This window comes from Actinomadura meridiana (assembly GCF_039537545.1).
In the GTDB taxonomy this organism is placed as follows: domain Bacteria; phylum Actinomycetota; class Actinomycetes; order Streptosporangiales; family Streptosporangiaceae; genus Spirillospora; species Spirillospora meridiana.
Genome location: NZ_BAABAS010000021.1, coordinates 79,263 through 96,508, shown reverse-complemented (window position 1 = coordinate 96,508; position 17,246 = coordinate 79,263). Strand labels below are relative to the sequence as shown.

General features: G+C 70.0%; 22 protein-coding genes. 9 read left to right on the top strand and 13 right to left on the bottom strand.

All coding sequences use genetic code 11. The annotated features are described in order from the left end of the window. Positions 1-100: 100 nt before the first annotated feature. From ABD808_RS30290 to ABD808_RS30270, 5 genes are all read right to left on the bottom strand, one after another. A complete protein-coding gene (locus tag ABD808_RS30290) occupies positions 101-640 on the bottom strand; it encodes a potassium channel family protein (RefSeq protein WP_344903875.1) in 540 nt (179 codons plus the stop codon). A gap of 107 nt (positions 641-747) precedes the next feature. After that, positions 748-2,124, bottom strand: coding sequence for an NADP-specific glutamate dehydrogenase (gene gdhA, locus ABD808_RS30285; protein WP_344903873.1), 1,377 nt, complete (start codon positions 2,122-2,124; stop codon positions 748-750). A gap of 152 nt (positions 2,125-2,276) precedes the next feature. After that, positions 2,277-2,924, bottom strand: coding sequence for a DUF4360 domain-containing protein (locus ABD808_RS30280; protein WP_344903871.1), 648 nt, complete (start codon positions 2,922-2,924; stop codon positions 2,277-2,279). 14 nt (positions 2,925-2,938) lie between these two features. Then, positions 2,939-3,595 carry a DUF4360 domain-containing protein gene (locus tag ABD808_RS30275; protein WP_344903868.1) on the bottom strand — a complete coding sequence of 219 codons (657 nt, stop codon included), beginning with the start codon at positions 3,593-3,595 and terminating at the stop codon, positions 2,939-2,941. A gap of 321 nt (positions 3,596-3,916) precedes the next feature. Then, a complete protein-coding gene (locus tag ABD808_RS30270; RefSeq protein WP_344903865.1) occupies positions 3,917-4,273 on the bottom strand; it encodes a DUF488 domain-containing protein in 357 nt (118 codons plus the stop codon). A 61-nt stretch (positions 4,274-4,334) separates the two neighbouring features. Between ABD808_RS30270 and ABD808_RS30265 the strand changes: the two genes are divergently transcribed. Next, positions 4,335-5,531: an MFS transporter gene (locus ABD808_RS30265; protein ID WP_344903862.1), complete on the top strand. Its 1,197-nt coding sequence runs from the start codon at positions 4,335-4,337 to the stop codon at positions 5,529-5,531. Here the strand turns inward: ABD808_RS30265 and ABD808_RS30260 are convergent. After that, entirely contained in the window at positions 5,500-5,763 is a 264-nt protein-coding gene (locus ABD808_RS30260) for a hypothetical protein (protein ID WP_344903859.1), read from the bottom strand. The genes ABD808_RS30265 and ABD808_RS30260 overlap by 32 nt on opposite strands. A 193-nt stretch (positions 5,764-5,956) precedes the next feature. Between ABD808_RS30260 and ABD808_RS30255 the strand changes: the two genes are divergently transcribed. Further along, entirely contained in the window at positions 5,957-6,136 is a 180-nt protein-coding gene (locus tag ABD808_RS30255) for a hypothetical protein (protein WP_344903856.1), read from the top strand. Between the two features lie 157 nt (positions 6,137-6,293). On the opposite strand, the gene ABD808_RS30250 is transcribed toward ABD808_RS30255, so the two are convergent. Beyond that, positions 6,294-7,091: a hypothetical protein gene (locus ABD808_RS30250; RefSeq protein WP_344903853.1), complete on the bottom strand. Its 798-nt coding sequence runs from the start codon at positions 7,089-7,091 to the stop codon at positions 6,294-6,296. A gap of 9 nt (positions 7,092-7,100) precedes the next feature. After that, positions 7,101-7,349: a hypothetical protein gene (locus tag ABD808_RS30245; RefSeq protein ID WP_344903850.1), complete on the bottom strand. Its 249-nt coding sequence runs from the start codon at positions 7,347-7,349 to the stop codon at positions 7,101-7,103. 685 nt (positions 7,350-8,034) lie between these two features. Here ABD808_RS30245 and ABD808_RS30240 point away from each other — a divergent pair. Beyond that, the gene (locus ABD808_RS30240; RefSeq protein WP_344903847.1) at positions 8,035-8,280 is read left to right on the top strand and encodes a hypothetical protein; all 246 of its coding nucleotides are present in this window, start codon (positions 8,035-8,037) and stop codon (positions 8,278-8,280) included. Here ABD808_RS30240 and ABD808_RS30235 read toward each other — a convergent pair. The 5 genes from ABD808_RS30235 to ABD808_RS30215 form a co-directional block, all read right to left on the bottom strand. Further along, positions 8,264-8,707 carry an ATP-binding protein gene (locus ABD808_RS30235; RefSeq protein ID WP_344903844.1) on the bottom strand — a complete coding sequence of 148 codons (444 nt, stop codon included), beginning with the start codon at positions 8,705-8,707 and terminating at the stop codon, positions 8,264-8,266. The two genes, ABD808_RS30240 and ABD808_RS30235, sit on opposite strands and share 17 nt — an antisense overlap. Before the next feature lie 243 nt (positions 8,708-8,950). Next, positions 8,951-9,679 carry a hypothetical protein gene (locus ABD808_RS30230; protein ID WP_344903841.1) on the bottom strand — a complete coding sequence of 243 codons (729 nt, stop codon included), beginning with the start codon at positions 9,677-9,679 and terminating at the stop codon, positions 8,951-8,953. Positions 9,680-9,700: 21 nt separating this feature from the next. Further along, positions 9,701-10,105: a PadR family transcriptional regulator gene (locus ABD808_RS30225; protein ID WP_344903838.1), complete on the bottom strand. Its 405-nt coding sequence runs from the start codon at positions 10,103-10,105 to the stop codon at positions 9,701-9,703. Positions 10,106-10,375: 270 nt separating this feature from the next. Further along, a complete protein-coding gene (locus tag ABD808_RS30220; protein ID WP_344903835.1) occupies positions 10,376-11,032 on the bottom strand; it encodes a response regulator transcription factor in 657 nt (218 codons plus the stop codon). Next, entirely contained in the window at positions 11,020-12,354 is a 1,335-nt protein-coding gene (locus tag ABD808_RS30215) for a sensor histidine kinase (protein WP_344903832.1), read from the bottom strand. The genes ABD808_RS30220 and ABD808_RS30215 overlap by 13 nt, the downstream gene beginning before the upstream one ends. 368 nt (positions 12,355-12,722) lie before the next feature. On the opposite strand from ABD808_RS30215, the gene ABD808_RS30210 reads away from it, so the two are divergent. From ABD808_RS30210 to ABD808_RS30185, 6 genes are all read left to right on the top strand, one after another. After that, positions 12,723-13,307 carry a hypothetical protein gene (locus ABD808_RS30210; protein ID WP_344903829.1) on the top strand — a complete coding sequence of 195 codons (585 nt, stop codon included), beginning with the start codon at positions 12,723-12,725 and terminating at the stop codon, positions 13,305-13,307. A 105-nt stretch (positions 13,308-13,412) separates the two neighbouring features. After that, the gene (locus ABD808_RS30205; protein WP_344903826.1) at positions 13,413-13,982 is read left to right on the top strand and encodes a hypothetical protein; all 570 of its coding nucleotides are present in this window, start codon (positions 13,413-13,415) and stop codon (positions 13,980-13,982) included. Between the two features lie 93 nt (positions 13,983-14,075). Further along, positions 14,076-15,497, top strand: a complete 1,422-nt coding sequence (locus ABD808_RS30200) for a sensor histidine kinase (RefSeq protein ID WP_344903823.1) — start codon at positions 14,076-14,078, stop codon at positions 15,495-15,497. 63 nt (positions 15,498-15,560) lie between these two features. Continuing rightward, on the top strand, positions 15,561-16,448 hold the full coding sequence (locus ABD808_RS30195) for an arylamine N-acetyltransferase family protein (protein WP_344903820.1): 888 nt from the start codon (positions 15,561-15,563) through the stop codon (positions 16,446-16,448). A 50-nt stretch (positions 16,449-16,498) separates the two neighbouring features. Continuing rightward, a complete protein-coding gene (locus ABD808_RS30190; RefSeq protein ID WP_344903817.1) occupies positions 16,499-17,047 on the top strand; it encodes a hemerythrin domain-containing protein in 549 nt (182 codons plus the stop codon). Further along, complete coding sequence (locus tag ABD808_RS30185; protein ID WP_344903814.1) at positions 17,047-17,235, top strand: hypothetical protein; 189 nt, start codon at positions 17,047-17,049, stop codon at positions 17,233-17,235. Before ABD808_RS30190 ends, ABD808_RS30185 begins: the two co-directional genes overlap by 1 nt. Positions 17,236-17,246 lie beyond the last annotated feature (11 nt).

Genomic DNA, 17,246 nt, shown 5'->3' with positions numbered 1-17,246 from the left:
CTTCGATCCTCCTGCCCCCGTTGAAGACACCGTGATGGCAATGGTCTGGGACGTGCCCGTGGGACGACTGGGAAAACCCGGCGCCGCCCCACCTCAGAGCTCAGGGGTTCTGGTCGCCGCCGCGGGGCCGATGCTCGACGCCGCGGCGCATGGCCCCCACCAACACCTTCACGACGAGGCCCAGGACGAGCAGGTCGGCGATCATCTGCGTCGTCGTCAGGACCCGGGCGGGCTGGGACAGCGGGACGATGTCGCCGAAGCCGACCGACGCGAAGACCGTCACGGTGAAGTACAGGGCGTCGACATGCGTCAACGGCTCGGAGAACCCGCCCGGGGAGTCGTTGGCGAGCAGGCAGTAGGCCGTCGCGAACAGCAGCAGGAAGAACGGGACGGCCGTCGCCAGCGCCTCGATGGTGCGCAGCATCGGGAGCGGCGACCGACTGATCGCGCGGGCCTGCCATCCGACGAACACGCCCAGCGCCGCCAGGGCCGCGACCAGGGTCAGGGCGGACGTAGTGGTGAACGACCTGTTCAGCGGTGCCGCGAAGTACGCGGCCAGCATGCACGCCGAGGTCAGGGCCGTGCGCGCGGTGATCCAGAGCGCATGCCTCCGGCGCACCGGACGCGGGCGGGTGTCCACGCCCCGGTCATGCCCACCGACCCGCCCCTCAGTCGGCAGCCAGCCCGACAGCCACCCGGCGCTGGCCCGCTCGCCCCGTCTGCCACCCGCCGGGCGGGGGTGGTGTGTCAGATCAGGCCCTGGGCCATCATGGCGTCGGCGACCCGCTCGAAACCGGCGATGTTGGCGCCGACCACGTAGTCGCCCGGGGCGCCGCGGCGTTCGGCGGTCTCGTAGCAGGTGTCGTGGATGTTCGACATGATCGCGGCGAGCTCCTCCTCGACGCGGGCGAACGTCCAGGACGCGCGGCCCGCGTTCTGCCGCATCTCCAGCGCGCTGACCGCGACGCCGCCCGCGTTGGCGGCCTTGCCGGGGCCGAACGCGACACCCGCCTGCTGGAACAGGTGGACGGCGTCGGGCGTCGCGGGCATGTTCGCGCCCTCCGAGACGGCCTTGACGCCGTTGCGGATGAGGAGCGCCGCCGCGTCGGCGTCCAACTCGTTCTGCGTCGCGGACGGCAGCGCGATGTCGGCGGGAACGTCCCAGACGCGCCCACCGGGGACGAACCTGGCCGAGGCGCCGCGCAGGTGGGCGTAGTCGGACACCCGGCCCCGGTCGACCTCCTTGACGTGCTTGAGGAGATCGAGGTCGATGCCCTTCTCGTCCACGACATAGCCGCCCGAGTCGGACACGGTGATCACGTTCGCGCCGAGCTGCTGCGCCTTCTCGATCGTGTAGATCGCGACGTTGCCGGAGCCGGACACGACGATCTGCTGGCCGTCCAGGTCCTCGCCGCGGCGCCGGAGCATCTCGGCGGTGAACAGCACGTTCCCGTAGCCGGTGGCCTCCGTCCGGCCCGCGGAGCCGCCCCACAGCTGGCCCTTGCCGGTGAGGACGCCCGCCTCCCACCGGTTGGTGACGCGCCGGTACTGGCCGAACAGGTAGCCGATCTCGCGGGCGCCGACGCCGATGTCACCGGCCGGGACGTCGGTGTGCTCGCCGACGTGCCGGTACAGCTCCGTCATGAACGACTGGCAGAACCGCATGACCTCCTCGTCGGAGCGGCCGTGCGGGTCGAAGTCGCTGCCGCCCTTGCCGCCGCCGATGCCGAGGCCCGTCAGCGCGTTCTTGAAGATCTGCTCGAAGCCCAGGAACTTCACGATGCCGAGGTTGACGCTGGGATGGAAACGCAGGCCGCCCTTGTACGGGCCGAGCGCGCCGTTGAACTCGACGCGGAACCCGCGGTTGACGTGGACCCGTCCCTCGTCGTCCTGCCACGGCACCCGGAACATGATCTGCCGCTCGGGCTCGATCAGCCGCTCGACCAGCCGGGCCGAGGCGAGGCCGGGTCGCGCGGCCAGCACCGGGCCGAGGGACTCCAGTACCTCGTGGACGGCCTGGTGGAACTCGGCCTCGCCGGGGTCTCGCCGCAGGACCCGCTCGTAGGACTCTTCCAGGACGGCCAGAATCTCGGGCGGGGCCGGTAGGCGGGGGGCCAACGGCATGGTGAAGATCCCTTCCTCGAAGACCCCTCCACTCTAAAACGTCTTCCTGACCGCCTTTGACCGGCCCGGGTACGGTGGCGAGCCAAGATCTGCAAAAGGGGACCGGACCGCCCCCTCCCTGGGTGAAGGGGCGGTCCGGCGAGGTGGGGACGTCAGACTTCGGAGCACTTCTTCCACGCGAAGTGGTAGGTCGTCTGGACGCCACCGTCGGTGGAGTCGAAGGCCATGAAGCTCGTGTCCTTCGAGCTGCCCTTGTAGACACGGAGCTCGGTGTTGATGTTGAAGTTGCGGTCCTCGCCGCACGGCTTCCAGACCAGTTCGGTCATCTCCGTGCGGTCGGAGAACTGCCAGTTGTCGGAGTACGAGCCGTCCACCGTGTGGCTCACCGGGGTGGTCTGAGCCTGGCCCTGGTGGTAGTAGCTCGCCCGCTCCAGTCCGGAGGCGCCGTCGGCCAGGTACGCGAAGCCGCGGTAGTCGGCACCGGCGATCGCGTACGTGAAGCCCTGGGGCACGTGCACACGGAGCGCCAGCTGGCAGTTCTTGCGGAAGTCGACGGGGCTGGACTTGCCGCCGGCCTGCGCGAGGTAGTCACTGTAGGTCACGGTGAAGGCGGTGTTGTCACTCGCCGTCGCGACCGCCGCCGTGCCCGGCTTGCAGCCGGAGCCGTTGACGGTGAGGACGTCGACGAGGACGTGGTCGTCCGGGGGCGGGTCGCTGGCCTCGGCTGATGCGACCGGCGCGGAGAGCGCCAGCGCAAGGGCGGGGAGAACGGCCGCTGCTGCGGTCAGTCCTTTGCGCATCGTTCCTTCTCCTTTTACCACGGGGGGCATTCCATCCACTCGAAGTGGTAGATGGTCTTGATGCTTCCGTCGGTGGAGTCCATCGACATGAAGCTCGTTTGCGACGGGTCCTTCCCCTTACCCATCACGCGCAGCTCGGTGTTGACGTTGAAGTTGCGCTCCTCGCCACAGGGCTTCCAGACGAGCTGCCCGACGTCGTTGGTGTCGGTGAACTGGAAGTTGTCGACGTACTCGCCCTTGATGGTGTGCTGCTTGGCCGCGGTCTGCGACTGGCCCTGGAAGTAGTAGCTGGCCTTCTGCACACCGGTGACGCCGGGCTGGAGGTAGGCGAACCCTCGGTAGTCGGTGGACGAGATCGCGTAGGTGAAGCCCTGGGGGACATGCACCTTCATGCTGATCTGGCAGTTCTTGCGGAGGTCGGTCGGCGTCGAGTCGCCGCCGGTCTGCACGAGGTAGTCACTGTAGGTGACCGTGAACGCCTCCTTGTCCTCGGAGACGGCCACCGCGGCCGTGTCCTTCGGGCAGCCGGAGCCGTTGATGGTGGCGATTTCGATTGTCACGCCGTCCGGGCCGGGGACGAGGTACGAACCGGGGGCCGCGATGGCCGGTGTCGCCGTTGCCGCGGCCAGCGCCATTGCTGCCGCTGCGGAAAAAACGATCCCTTTACGCATGCGATTCCTCCTTGCTGGAGCCTGCGCAAAGGGAGCGTAAAGCCCGCTGATCAGAGCGGTCAATCACCAACTTTCAACACGCGAAAAGATGGGTTTGACCTCGGCACCCCCAGCTTGATCAGCAAGAATGGATTGTCCAACGGCCCGCGTACCGAAAGGACCGTTCCATCAAGACTTCAAACAGAAATAAAGGAGCCATTCAGATGAGATAGAAACCGGCCTGTGACCCCGTCGGACACGCCTTGGACGGGCGCCCGCATCGTTCCAGGCGCCCACACCTTTCACGCGGCGGCACCGTTCCACACGCCGCGTTGTCGGAGGCTAGCCGCCGTCCCGCAGCAGGGACGCGAGGACCGCCGCCTGGCTGATGTCGATGTCCATGGTGGCCGTGAGCAGGGTGACCGTCCCCTCCCCGGCCAGGTCCCGCAGATGCCGCAGGGCCGCCGCGCGGTCGGGCTCGTCGAGTTCGGCCTCGTACCGCCTGGTGAACTCGTCGAACCGCTCGGGGCTGTGCCCGTACCACTTGCGGAGTTCGGTGGACGGGGCGACGTCCTTCTCCCACTCGTCCAGGCGGGCCTTCTCCTTGGACAGGCCCCTCGGCCACACGCGGTCGACCAGGATCCGCTTACCGTCACCGGACGTCACCGGCTCGTACACTCTGCGCAGCCTTACCTCCATGTCCCTTCTATACCCGACCAGACGGCCTGGAACGTCGGTGGCGCCCGCTACGGTCCGACCTGTGTCGGCCACGGAGAAGGGACGGGCTCCGCTGTGGCGGCTGAGCCCGGCGCAGCGCCTGCTCGAAGGCGGCGCGTTGCTGAACTCGCTCGCCTTCTTCGCGGCCATGCCGTTCGCGCCCCTGTACCTGAGCGAGCGCACCGGCCTCGGCAAGCCCGCCGTCGGCGCGGTCGTCGGCGGCGTCGCGCTCACCGCCGCGTTCGGCGGCCTGCTCGGCGGCATGATCGTCGACCGGCTGGGCGCCGTCCCGCTCATGCGGGTGGGGCTGGTGCTCCATGTCGTCGTGTACGCGCTGCTGGCCACGACCGGCGCCGCCGCCGCGATCGTCGTCCTGTTCCTGCTGCTGGGCGTGGCACGGCTGCTGGTGGAGCCGGGCGCGAAGAAGCTGCTGTCCCAGGTGGCCGACGACGAGGGCCGCGTGTTCCGCGTGCGCTATATGACGTTGTGCGCGGGGGCGATCGCCGGGCCCGCGATCGGCGGGGTGCTCTACCACGTCGGCGCGGTGGCGTTCTTCGCGGTGCCCGCCGCCTTCTACGCGGCCTATTTGGTACTGGTCGTGTGGCGCGACGCCGACCTGGTCGCCCTCGGAACGTTCTCCGGGCAGGACGACGTCTCGTCCCGTGGCTCGGTCGCGGCGACGTTACGCGACCGGCGGCTGCTCACCGTCGTCACCGGCGGGATCGTGGTCTTCTTCGTCTTCTCCCAGATGGAGTCCATGATCCCGCTCTATATGAAGGGCCGGTACGGCGATCGCACAGAGGAGTACTTCGCCGCGCTGTTCATCACCAACGCGGTCCTCGCGCTGGCCTTCCAACTGCCCATCGACCGGGTGTCCGGCAGGCTCGGCCGCAACGTCATGACCGTCGTCGGCGCCGCGAACTTCACTGTGGCGTTCGGGTGTTTCTGGGCGAGCCCGTCCGGCCTGGGCTGGCTGTACGTCGGGATCGTGTTCTGGACGATCGGCGAGGGCATCCTGCTGCCGATGCCCGACATGGTCGTCCACGAGATCGCGGACGACGCGAACAGGGGCGCCTACTTCGGGCTGTCGGAGGTGCGGCAGCTCGGGTTCTTCCTCGGGCCCTTCGCCGGAGGCTTCCTGCTGGACGCCGGGACCATGCCGTACTTCGTCGTCATGGCGACGGCCATCTTTCTCTGTGTGCCCCTGCTCATCCGTCGTCCGGCCCCCGCCGCGGTCTGAGCCGCGGCGCGGTGCGGTCGGCGAACTCGGTGGCGGCCGTGCGGCGGGCGAACTCCCCGGCGAGGGCGCGGCCGAGGACGTCGTCGTCCGGACGGTGCCGTTCGAGGTAGTGCAGCGCCTCGGCGAGTTCCCCGGCGGTCAGCCGGCGCACCGGCTTCGCCGCCCAGCCCGGGAGCGCGGGGCCCGGACGTCCGGCGCCCGCGCCCGGCGCGGCTCGCGGTTCGGTAGTCATGGGTCACACCCCTTCCCTTCTCGGTTTCCGGACCGTGCGGCGTTTCTGGACTGTGCGGCGTTTCTGGACTGTGCGGCGTTTCTGGACTGTGCGGCGTTTCTGGACCGTGTGGCGTTTCTGGACCGTGTGGCGTTTCCGGGACGTGCGGCGTGGCGGCCGGGGGCCCGTTCGCCGTCTCGAATAGGATCGCGGCGTGCATTGGTGGAGCCAGCAGGCCTGTGACGCCGCCGCGGAGGCGCAGGCCGCCGATCCCTCGCCGGGGAATCTGATGGCGGCCGCCCAGGTACAGGCGCTGATCTCGCTGGCCGAGGCGCTGCACCGCGTCGCGTCCCTCCTGGAGGAACGGGACGACGCCGAGACCGCCCTGCGCTGACCGTCCCGCGCTGCCGCCCTGCGCTGACTGCCCCGCGCTGACTGCCCCGCGCTGGCCGTCCGCCGCGAACCGGCACGTCCGGAACCGATCGCCGACCCGTCCGGGGACAGCGAAATACCGGTGCGCCCGGCCGGGCGCACCGGTATCTCACCGGGTCTCAGACATCGCCGAAGGGTTTGCGCTCCGACCTGCCGTTCGTGCTCGCGGCCAGGCGGGACGCCTTCGCGATGGGCGGACGCACCGGGGCGGTCTCCATCGCGTACTCGGGTTCGACCGCCGGGGCGGCCGGTTCCTCGGGCGCGGGAGGCGTCGGCTCGGCGCGCGGCCGGTCGCGCAGCCGCCGGGCCGCCTGCCGGAGGGCGCGCTCACCGACCAGCCGGGTCAGTTCGAGCCCCCAGCAGTCCAGCTTGTCGGCGTCGGTGAGGTCGTCGCGGTCGCTGAGCTCGGCGGCGAGCCCGCCGAGCCGCTGCGCTTCCGCCAGGTCGAACTCGCGCATCAGGTGGCAGCACAGTTCGGCGAGGGCGGCGTGGTCGCGTTCGAAGGACAGCCCCGCCAGGTCGTTGTGCGACAGCCTGCTGAGCGCCCGTTTGCGTTCCAGCTCGCTGTCGGCGATCCGGAGGACGCCGTTGAGCAGCACGATCGGGCCGGTGCCCATCGCCCTGCCGTGGGCGGGGGCGAACGACATGCGCAGCACGGCCGCGGCCCCGATCCCGGCGACGATCACCCGGATGACCAGCAGGCTGGACGTCGGCGTCGCCGGGGGCAGCCCGAACGTCCACCCGGAGGCGGTCACCGCGATCAGCGCGACGACCGACGCGCAGGCGTTGACGAAGACGTACAGGAGCCCCGCCGGGGACAGCAGCGCGGCGACGGGCTTGTCGCGGTACCGCGCGACCAGTTCGGCGAGGCCGATCGAGCCGCCGACCACGGCGGCGAGGAACATCTCGACGGTCATGGCCCTCCTCTACGCGCTGCGGGCGGTCAGTCGGCCGAACGGGGACTGCTCGGGACTCTCGCGCGGCGCCGGTACCGCGGCGGGACGCCGCCGCGCCTCCAGCTCGGCGCGCTCGACCTCCAGGAAGACCAGGAGCCACTCCCCGGGGCCCGCCGCCAGCCCGTAGTGGGTGCGCAGCGACTGTTCGCGCGCGCGGAGAAAGGCCAGCAGCCATCCGATGGGTCCGGACGCCCCGCCGGTTCGGATTCGTGAATACATGGGGGAGACCATTGCGCAGCCGCGCCCGGAAGTCGACTTCCGCCGGGTCAAGTTTCCGCACGCTACTCGTGGACGGGGTCGTTTTCGGCGCGCTCGCCCTTACGTCCGGAACGTCCGATCCATTGGCTGATCTTCTTGCCATTGGCACGACGCGGGAATTCCTTGACGAATAATTGCGGAATCCTCGCCATGAAGTCGTGCTGTGAAGCTGTGCCGTGAAGCCTCGCCATGGGGGCCGCGAACGGGCGGAGGGGTCACTTCGACGAAGTGACCCCTCTCCCCCCGTGCCGCCGAGTCGGTCCGGACGCGCACACAGGACCCACCGCTCCCCCCGAAGCGGTTCGCACCGGCCGACCGGCGGACGAGTAGAAAGTAGCGAGCCGCGGCCGCACGAATCGAGAGTTCAAACCGTCGCGTCGCCGAACGGGCGACTGTGTGCGACGAACGGAACACACCTCGTGTTGGTGCCGTCGTGTCGTCCTCCTGCTCGCGGACCGGCGCCGAGGCCCTGCCGACCTCCCCCTGGGAGGCGATGTGCACGTGCTCACATTTTAATGGGTTGACAGCTCACAGACGGCTATGGCTAAATCGTATGCATGGAGCTGTGATTACTTCACCCGGTTGAGCCGCCCGTCGATGTCGCGGGTCCGCTCCCATCCATCTCTCGGCACTACCGTCCGAACCCATGTCGTTCGGCGGTGTCCTGTGCCGTCGTCATGAACTCCTTTTGTCGGCCCCGCTGTGGCCGAATTCATCTGTGCTTGGAGGTCTGCTTTTCATGCGCGCTGTTCACCATTCGGAAGTCGATCCGTTCGCCAAGGCGAAGAAGAAGCCCAAGCGAAAGAACCCCGACGTGAGGTCGGCGAATTTCGCGAACAACCGGCGTGGCGCCCGGCCGCTGCCGACGCGGCAGTTCAACCGGGGTCGCTGAACGGGTCCCGGCCCCGGTCCTCCCCGGCCGGGGCCGGGAACTCCGCCCACACCACGGTCCTGTCGCCGTCCAGGCGGAATCCCCAGCGGGACGCCAGCGCGTCCACGATCCGCATGCCCCGCCCGGTCTCGGCGCCGGGATCCACCTTGACGTGGGGGTTCGCGCCCGCGCCGCCGCAGTCGGCGACCTCCAGCCGGTACCCGCCGTCCTCGGCGGTGAGGACGATCTCGACCCGTCCGCCCTCGTCCCCGGACGCCGTGTGCGTGACGGCGTTCGCGACCAGCTCGCTGACCACCAGGACCATGTCGTCCACCGCGGGCAGGTCGGGCGCCGCGTCGCGGACGAAGCGCCGCGCGACCCCGACGGACCGCCGCACCCCCGGCACCGTGATCTCGCCGATCACGACGCGCTCCCGGGCGTCCCCCACCGCACCGCCTCCCCGTGGCAAGGCATGACCGTCCGCGGGGCCCGCGTGTCCAGCATCGGCCCGGCCGGCGGCTCGCAATGCTTCCATGACGGCCCCCTTCACTCTGGAAGTCGCCCGTCACCCTCGTTGTACGACCAGGGACCCGCTCCGCGTTCATGTCTCACACGAACGTTCACCCAGATACACCCGCCAATTAACACGCAGAGGGAGGGCTCCGTTACGGAGCCCTCCCTCTGTAGGCGGTCAGGGTCGGCTGTGGTCGTTCTCGTGAGTGGCCAGTCGCGTCCGTATGGCGAGGAGCCGTTCGGACTGCCACCGCATCGCCATCGCAGGAGCCGTATAGAAGGACGCGCCCAGCAGCGCGTACGCGAGACCCTCACCGCCTATCAGGTAACCGAGGAATGTGGTGGCGCTCATGGCCGGGAGGGCGAACAGGATGACGGCGGTCGGTTTGGAGCGTGCCGCGAAGTCCAGGAGCCCGGCGCCGACCCGGCAGGGGACGGCGTAGCGGCGCCGGAGTGACTCCATGATCCGTTCGGATCCCAGGATCTTGAACGACCCGATGACGTTGCCGAGGGCGTCCAGCAGCAGTTCGGCGGGCAACCGGCCGAGGCGCCTGCCGTCCCGCAGGTCGGACGCCCACTGCGCGCGCAGGTCCCTACCGAGGGAGCCACCGACGATCGCGGCGCCGAGCGCGTTGAGGAACACCGCGAGGCGTTCGCAGTGCGACGGCTTGACGCGATGCCACCAGGCCCGCACGACCAGGCGTTTCAGGACCGGTCCAGGCGTGTCGTCCACGTGCTCGCGGATGGCCGCGCCGATCTCGGGCCGGTCGGACGTCGCGGACTCGATCTTGCGGAGCGTCCGGCCGAGCCGGACACCGGAGGAGGCTCCCAGCAGGGCGGCGAATGCCAGTCCCAGGACGAACAGGAGCGGGTAACTCCCGTCGGCCAGGCTGCCGTAGGCGTTCATCGGGCGGTGTTCCCCTTCTGGTCATCGCCCGAAGACCGAACTGGGAGGCAGCGCCACGGGGAACGGCATCCCGGCCTTGGCCAGTGCCTCCCTGCGTGCGTTGACAGCGGCTCGCGCCCGTTCTCGGCCCTCGGACGTCAGTTTGTAGTACTTCCGCGGCGCGCCCGAGTCGCGAACTTCGCTCGGATCGTCCCGGTCCTCCCAGCGGCTCGTCACCCAGCCGGCCCGCTCGAAGCGGACCAGGATCGGGTAGACGGTGCCGGTGCGGAGGGCGGTCGCCGCGGCGACGCGCTGCCCGTACTGCCCCTTCTCGTCGTCGCTCCTGAGGAGGACGGACAGCACGGCCAGCATCTGGTCGGTCATGCGCGTGATCGGGCGGACGTCGGCGTCGCCGGTCTGCCCGTGCTTCTTCGGAGGGGGGCGCATCACGACACACCCCTCTCCGGCTGGGTGTCGGCTGAAGGCGCCGCCCCCGCGAAGGGCGCCTTCTGGGGGATGCTCGTGGACGGCACGACCCCGTTGTGCCAGTTGAGTCCCACTCGGACTTCCTCCCCTATCCATTGGACGGGTGCCGAGCCACCACCCCCGCGGACCCCCCGCGATCAGTGCTCGGACGCTGCTACGTGAGACCGACGATACCTGTTCTCGATATATAGAGATAGACCCTTGAGACGTCGCGTCCCGGTGGCGGGACGGTCAGTCCCGGGTCTCCTGGAGGTAGCGCAGGACGGCGGCGACCCGCCGGTCCGCGCGGTCGGCGGGAGCGAGGCCGAGCTTGGCGAAGATGTTGCGGATGTGCTTGTGGACGGCGCCCTCCGTGACCACCAGCCGTTCGGCGATGGCCGCGTTGCCGAGGCCCTCGGCCATCGCGGCGAGGACGTCCCCCTCCCGGGGGCTCAGCCGGGACAGGGTGCTGTCGGGACGGCGGGTCCGGGTCAGGAGCTGCGTGACGACGTCGGGGTCGACGGCCGTACCGCCCTCGGCGACGCGGTGCAGCGCGTCCAGGAACTCGGCGACGCGGCCCACCCTGTCCTTGAGGAGGTAGCCGAGCCCGGCGGCGCCGCCGGAGAGCAGTTCGGTGGCGAACGCCTGCTCGACGTAGGCGGACAGCACCAGCACGGCGAGCTCCGGCCTGCGGCGCCTGGCCTCGACGGCGGCGGCGATGCCCTCGTCGGTGTGCGTCGGCGGCATCCGGACGTCGACGATCGCGACGTCGGGCTTGTGGGCGTCGATGGCGGCGAGGAAGGACTCCGGCCCGTCGGTGGTGGCGACGACGTCCAGGTCCTCCTGGCGCAGCAGCAGCGCGAGCCCCTCGCGCAGCAGCGGATCGTCCTCGGCGATCACAATCCGCATGGGAGCTCCACCATGAGGGTCGTCGGCCCGCCCCGGGGGCTGACCATGGAGAAGGTGCCGTCGTGCGCCTCGATCCGGTGCCGGATGCCCGCGATCCCGGTGCCCTGGCTCTCCTCCGCGCCGCCCTTGCCGTCGTCGTGGACGCGCAGCAGCAGCCGGTCGTCGCGGCGGCGGACGATCACGGCGGCGTGCTGGGCCCCGCTGTGCTTGGCGATGTTGGTGAGCGCCTCGGAGATGACGAAGTAGGCGGTGGCCTCGACGGACAGGGCGCAGCGTCCGTCCACGTCCACGTCGATGCGGCAGGGTACGGCGCAGGTCGCGGCGAGCCCGGCGACGGCGGTGGCGAGGCCCCGGTCGGCGAGGACGGGCGGCAGGATGCCCCGCACGACCGTGCGCAACTCGGCCAGCGCCTGCTCGGAGGCGTCCTGGGCGCGTTCGAGCATGGCGTCGGCCCCGGCGGGGTCGCGGGCCAGCGCGCGGCGGGTCGCGCCGAGCATGACGCTGACGGCGACGAGCCTGCTCTGCGTGCCGTCGTGCAGCGACCGTTCGATGCGCCGCAGCTCGGTGGCGTGCGCGTCCAGCGCGGCGGCGCGGGTCGCCGACAGCTGCGCGACCCGCAGGGACAGGTCGGCCTCCGGCGCGGACGACAGCAGCAGGCGGCGGCCCGGCCACGCCTGGAGCCGGGCCATGCCGGGAGCGACGACCATCAGCACGACCGTCCACACGAGGCCCATGGGCATGATGGTGACGGCGTCGGAGAAGTCGTGCACGCCCCAGGGTTCCGGTGACCGTGCCGCGGCGTCCCCGGGGAGGATCCACCAGTACAGCGGGTAGGCGAGGTCGCGCAGGATGTAGAACGGCAGCGTCACCCCGAACAGGCCGATGACCAGCCCGACCGTGGCGTGGACCGAGGCCCAGCCGAGTTCGCGCCGGATGGTGCCGTCCATCGCGGCGCGGCGCACCCGGCCCGGCACCGTGGCGGGTTTCAGAATCTCGTCGTTCACGATCTCCCGGGCGGCGGCCTTGCGGAGCTTGGCGCCGCGGTCGGTGAGCTCCGGGACCCAGCGGACGAGCCGGGCCCGCTCCTGGTTCGCGACGACCCGCAGCGCGCGCAGCATGACGGGCATCACGAGGAGACCGACGCCGACGAGGCACGCCATCGCGACGACGACGAAGGCCAGCAGCGCGAAGAGCGCCAGGATGGCGGTGGCGAGACCGCCGATGAGGTGTTCGAGCGCGTCCAGGGTGCGGCGAGCGCGCACCTCCAGCTTTCGCCGCCCGGTTCGTTTTGCGCTGGACAGCCGCGACCGCGCCGCGCTCACACCCGCCGCCTCACGCCGTCAGATCCGGACATCTGACCCAGCATCCGCCCTCCAAGGCCGGAAACATCAAATAACTCTTAACCGCTGTCAGGCCGATGGTCAACGCCGCGGGCGAACTACGCAGAGTGAGCTCCGCGGTCGATCACGCGTAATGCGTTCCAAGAGGACGAGAGGGGCCTGGCCCGATGCGGCCACGGCGGCTCCATGCCGTCCGACCTGCGGGAAATCAGCGGTGGTGGTGGCAGCTGTACAAGTGCCGTCACGTAGGCGGGATTGAGTAGGAATGGCCTTCTAAAGAGGCTGAGGAGCACGAAAGAACGAATAACCCCGCCATCCGTCCATCCCTTTCCGGTTCTCGGAGGTTGATCATGCGCTCCCTCTCCGCGTACGCCACCACATTCACCGCGGCGGCAGCGATCGGCATCGCCATCGTATCTCCAGCCAGCGCCAGTCCGGCCCCGTCCAGCGGTGCTGGAAGGGCCCCGGCCGGCGGCGACGACTGCGTCGTCCACGTGGCCGACAACGCCCGTGTGAACTGCTTCGACACCTTCACGAAGGCCATCGCGGACGCCACCGGGGGCAGGATCGTCGACGCCCCCCGCGACGGCCGGTCCGCGCTGGCCGACTCCGGCCTCGGGCGGCGGCTGGACGCCCTCCCCGAGGCGGGGCCGGGAATCGTCATCGGCATCGAATACGACAACGCCGAGTACGACGGACAGTACCGGATTTACTCGTCCGGCTCCGGCTGTGACAACGACGACGACGTCGAATGGAAGGTGGACTCCCTCGGGAGTTTCAACGACATGATTACTTCCTTCCGCAACTATGCGGACTGCCAGGCCAACCACTTCGAGCACATCGACTTCGGTGGTGCAAGCACGGGGTGGCTCGACAGTACCAGCAACATCGGCGAAGCCATGAACGACCAGTCGTCCTCGATCCAATGGCGGTGACCCGCTGACCTGCCCGGGCCGGGACGTGGGAATTCCAACCGGCGGCGCCACGTCCGGGGACGCCGCGTTCGGCCCGATTCTCTTTTCCCTTTCGGAGGTTGACCGATGCGTTCCTTCTTCCTGCTCACGGCGACGGTCTCCGCCACGGCCGCGCTCGGCCTCGCCGCCCCGCTCCCCGCCAGCGCCGCCCCCGCCAACGCCGTCACGTCCGCCGAGCACTGTGTGCTCCACACTGCGGCGGGCGGCACCATGAGCTGCTACCGCACCTTCACCGAGGCCATCGCCGACGCCACCGGCGGGAGGGTCGCCAACGCACCGCGCGACGTCGCCGCCGCGATGGCCGACACGGGCCTGGACCGCCGTCTCAACGCCCTTGGCCAGGCCCACCGGGACGCCGTCGTCGGCATCGAGTACGAGGACATGGACTACGGCGGCGCGTCCACCATCGTCGAGGCCGACGGGGGCTGCGACGACGATGACGGCATCGAGGTCTCGGCGCCCTACTTCGAGGAGTTCTGGAACGACCGGATCACGTCGTTCAAGACCTACGTGCAGTGCCAGGCCAACCACTACCAGCACATCGACTACGAGGGAACCCGGACCGGCTGGCTGGAGGACACCGCCAACATCGGTCCCGTGATGAATGACAGGACCTCGTCCATCCAGTGGAGGTGAGGGCTCGCCCGACGACGTGACCCGCCGAGCCGGCCGCCAACTGATCGCTTACCCTGAGTAGCTAAATGCTACGTAGGGTATCGGGGGACGGCAGTGGCGACGGCGAGGCGGGGCACGATCCGCCGGTGGCGCGGCCGGGTGCTCTTCTCCGTGCGGGGCCGCACGACGATCGTCACCGTGACGGTGTCGGCGCTGATCCTCGTCCTGGTGTTCGTCCTGCTCATGCTGCTCACGCAGGACTGGCTGGAGAACCGGGTGTGGCGCAGGTCCGAGCACACCACCGAGCGGGTCGCGGCCGACATCGTCCGCGGCCGCAGCGCCGCGGCGCTCGTCACCGAGCCCGACGAGACGCGCCTGGTCCAGGTCATCACCCCGGAGGCGCGGGTCGTGGCGGCGAGCGAGGCGCTGCGGGACGACCCGCCGCTCGTCTCCGAGGAAACGATCAAGGGAAAGCTGCTGGTCGACCGGCGCTCCTGCCCCGACTTCATGGACGACTGCGTGTGGATCTTCGGCACGCGGCTGCGGACGTCGCCGTGGGGCCCCGGCGTGCTGGTCGTCTCGGCGACGCCGATGCCGACGCTGATCAACGTGTGGCTGCTGCCGGTCGGGGTCTCGCTGATCATGGCGGCGCTGCTCGCGCTCATCGCCTGGTGGACGTGGCACACCATCGGGCGGGCGTTCGTCCCGGTCGACGAGATCCGCGCGGAGATGGTCGACTTCAGGGCGCGGGGCCTCGGCCACCGGGTGCCCGTCCCCCGAGCGGGCGGCGCGATCCAGGGCCTCGCCGAGACCGTCAACGACACGCTCGAACGGCTGGAGGAGGCGACCGACCGGGAACGCCGCTTCATCTCGGACGCCTCGCACGACCTGCGCAACCCGATCGCGGGCCTCCAGACGCGGTTGGAGGCCGCGCTGGGCGAGCCGGACGACTACGAGTGGCGGCCCATGGTCGAGTCGGCGCTGCGCGACGCGCAACGGCTGAACGAGATCGTCGTCGACCTGCTGGAACTGTCCCGGCTCGACTCCCGCGCGCCCGTCCCGGTGGAGCGGCTCGATCTGGCCGCGCTCACCCGCCGCGAGGTCGAACGCCGCCCGGCGGGCGTCCCGATCGCGACGGACCTGGAGCCGGGCGTGCCCGTCCGGGCGAACCCGGTGCGGCTGGCCCGGGTGCTCGGCAACCTGCTGAGCAACGCCGAACGCCACGCCACCGACCGCATTGAGGTGACCGTGGCACGCGACGGCGCCGAGGCGGTCCTGGAGGTGCTGGACGACGGTTCCGGCATCCCACCGGAAGCACGGGAACGGGTTTTCGAACGTTTCGCGCGGCTCCCCGAGTCGCGCAGCCGCGACCCGCAGGGCACCGGGCTCGGCCTGCCCATCGCCCGCGAGATCGCCGAGATCTACGGCGGGACGCTCCGCATCGTCGACAGCCCCGTGGGCGCCCGGTTCGTCCTGCGGCTGCCGATCCCCGACGAGCGGGAGGACCGGTCCGGGAACGGCGAATCGCCTCGCTGACCGGGAGGATCCACGCCACCTCCGGTGTTACCCCCACAAAGTGGGGCGACGTCGGGAGGAAACATGAGCGAGGATCTCGGATACGGATGGCAGGGCGATCTGGTCGACCTGCCCGCCTACCTGAAGCGGATCGGCCACGACGGTGATATCGCTCCGACTGGTGAGACGTTGCGCGCCCTGCATCGCGCGCACACCACGTCCATCCCGTTCGAGAACCTGGAGATCATGCTCGGCCGGGGGGTCGACCTGGCGCTGGACGCCGTCCAGGACAAGATGGTCCGGCGCTCCCGGGGCGGCTACTGCTTCGAGCACAATCGGCTGTTCGCGGCGGTGCTGGAACGTCTCGGCTACGAGGTCACCGCACTGGCCGGCCGTGTGACGCTCGGCGCGCGCAAGCTGCTGCCTGCCACACACGCGCTTCTGCACGTTCGCGCGCCCGGACAACCACACGACGAGCCCGCCTGGCTATGCGACGTGGGTTTCGGCGCCGGGCCACTGGAGCCACTGCCGTTCCGCGACGGTGCGGAGGCTGACCAGGAAGGCTGGGGGTTCCGTATCCAGCAGCGCCGAACCGTCTCCCCGTGGTCTCCCGGCACTGTCAGTTGGGAACTGCTTCAGCGCGGCGTCGACGGCTGGGCGCAACGCCACACGTTCCCCATGAACGAGACGTTCCGCATCGACTTCGATGTGGCCAACCATTTCGTGGCGACGAGTACGCGGTCACCGTTCACGACCCGTCCGTTCGCGCAGAAGTTCACCCTGGACGCACTCCACGTCCTGGACGGGACAGACCTGACGACCACCCGTCCAGATGGTTCGACCGTCTCAAGCAGCTCTCTGACCCCCGAACAAGTCCCCGAGACCCTGGCGGACACCTTCGGCATCGTCCTGGAAGGCGAAGACGTAGCCCGACTCGTCGATTTCGCGCGCACGAACCCCCGCAATGGTTGAAGTCCTCCCGCCGGGTACCGCGCAACCAGGAGCCCAGAAGGAGGACGACCATGACCGACAAGGACAACGCCGTCGATCTGCTGCTCGCACAGCACGATGAGATCCGGCGGCTGGCGTCGACCGTCGAGCACGGTAGCGGGCAGACCCGCAGGACCGCCTTCGACCGGCTGCGCGAACTGCTCGCCGTGCACGAGACCGCCGAGGAGGAGGTCGTCCACCCGTTCGCGCGGCGCTCGATCCGCGACGGCGCCGACATCGTGGACGCCCGGCTGGAGGAGGAGCACGAGGCGAAGGGCACCCTCTCGCAACTGGAGAAGCTCGACCCCGACTCGGCGGACTTCGAGGACATGTTCGCCGACTTCCACCGGGACCTGGAGGCGCACGCCTCGCACGAGGAGAAGGACGAGTTCCCGCGCCTGCGCGAGGAGGCCACGGCCGAGCAGCTGAGGTCCATGGCCAAGATCGTCCGGGCCGCCGAGGCCGTCGCCCCGACCCATCCGCACCAGGGCGTCGAGTCGCCCGCCAAGAACATGGCGCTCGGCCCGATGGCCGCCGTCACCGACCGCGTCCGCGACGCCATCGGCAGGGCGCGCCGCTGATGAGCGAACGAAAGAACGACCAGGACAAACCGCTCGCCGACCGCCGCGCCGAACAGGACGCCCCACAGGAGGACGACCCCGACTTCGCGGACGAGCACACCCCGAGCCCCACGGACCCGCCGATCGCCGAGGACGACACCCCCGGCGGCGAGGACGACGGCTACACCCCCCAGACCGAAGTGTCCTGACCGCCAGGAGA

Bases quoted from the DNA above. Each gene is read 5' to 3' on its own strand.
- ABD808_RS30225 (WP_344903838.1), bottom strand. From the start codon at position 10,105: ATGCGCCCCCCTCCGAAGAAGCACGGGCAGACCGGCGACGCCGACGTC.
- ABD808_RS30260 (WP_344903859.1), bottom strand. From the start codon at position 5,763: ATGACTACCGAACCGCGAGCCGCGCCGGGCGCGGGCGCCGGACGTCCG.
- ABD808_RS30250 (WP_344903853.1), bottom strand. From the start codon at position 7,091: ATGACCGTCGAGATGTTCCTCGCCGCCGTGGTCGGCGGCTCGATCGGC.
- ABD808_RS30270 (WP_344903865.1), bottom strand. From the start codon at position 4,273: ATGGAGGTAAGGCTGCGCAGAGTGTACGAGCCGGTGACGTCCGGTGAC.
- ABD808_RS30245 (WP_344903850.1), bottom strand. From the start codon at position 7,349: ATGTATTCACGAATCCGAACCGGCGGGGCGTCCGGACCCATCGGATGG.
- ABD808_RS30190 (WP_344903817.1), top strand. From the start codon at position 16,499: ATGACCGACAAGGACAACGCCGTCGATCTGCTGCTCGCACAGCACGAT.
- ABD808_RS30195 (WP_344903820.1), top strand. From the start codon at position 15,561: ATGAGCGAGGATCTCGGATACGGATGGCAGGGCGATCTGGTCGACCTG.
- ABD808_RS30230 (WP_344903841.1), bottom strand. From the start codon at position 9,679: ATGAACGCCTACGGCAGCCTGGCCGACGGGAGTTACCCGCTCCTGTTC.
- gdhA (WP_344903873.1), bottom strand. From the start codon at position 2,124: ATGCCGTTGGCCCCCCGCCTACCGGCCCCGCCCGAGATTCTGGCCGTC.
- ABD808_RS30210 (WP_344903829.1), top strand. From the start codon at position 12,723: ATGCGCTCCCTCTCCGCGTACGCCACCACATTCACCGCGGCGGCAGCG.
- ABD808_RS30275 (WP_344903868.1), bottom strand. From the start codon at position 3,595: ATGCGTAAAGGGATCGTTTTTTCCGCAGCGGCAGCAATGGCGCTGGCC.
- ABD808_RS30280 (WP_344903871.1), bottom strand. From the start codon at position 2,924: ATGCGCAAAGGACTGACCGCAGCAGCGGCCGTTCTCCCCGCCCTTGCG.
- ABD808_RS30205 (WP_344903826.1), top strand. From the start codon at position 13,413: ATGCGTTCCTTCTTCCTGCTCACGGCGACGGTCTCCGCCACGGCCGCG.
- ABD808_RS30220 (WP_344903835.1), bottom strand. From the start codon at position 11,032: ATGCGGATTGTGATCGCCGAGGACGATCCGCTGCTGCGCGAGGGGCTC.
- ABD808_RS30240 (WP_344903847.1), top strand. From the start codon at position 8,035: ATGTCGTTCGGCGGTGTCCTGTGCCGTCGTCATGAACTCCTTTTGTCG.
- ABD808_RS30185 (WP_344903814.1), top strand. From the start codon at position 17,047: ATGAGCGAACGAAAGAACGACCAGGACAAACCGCTCGCCGACCGCCGC.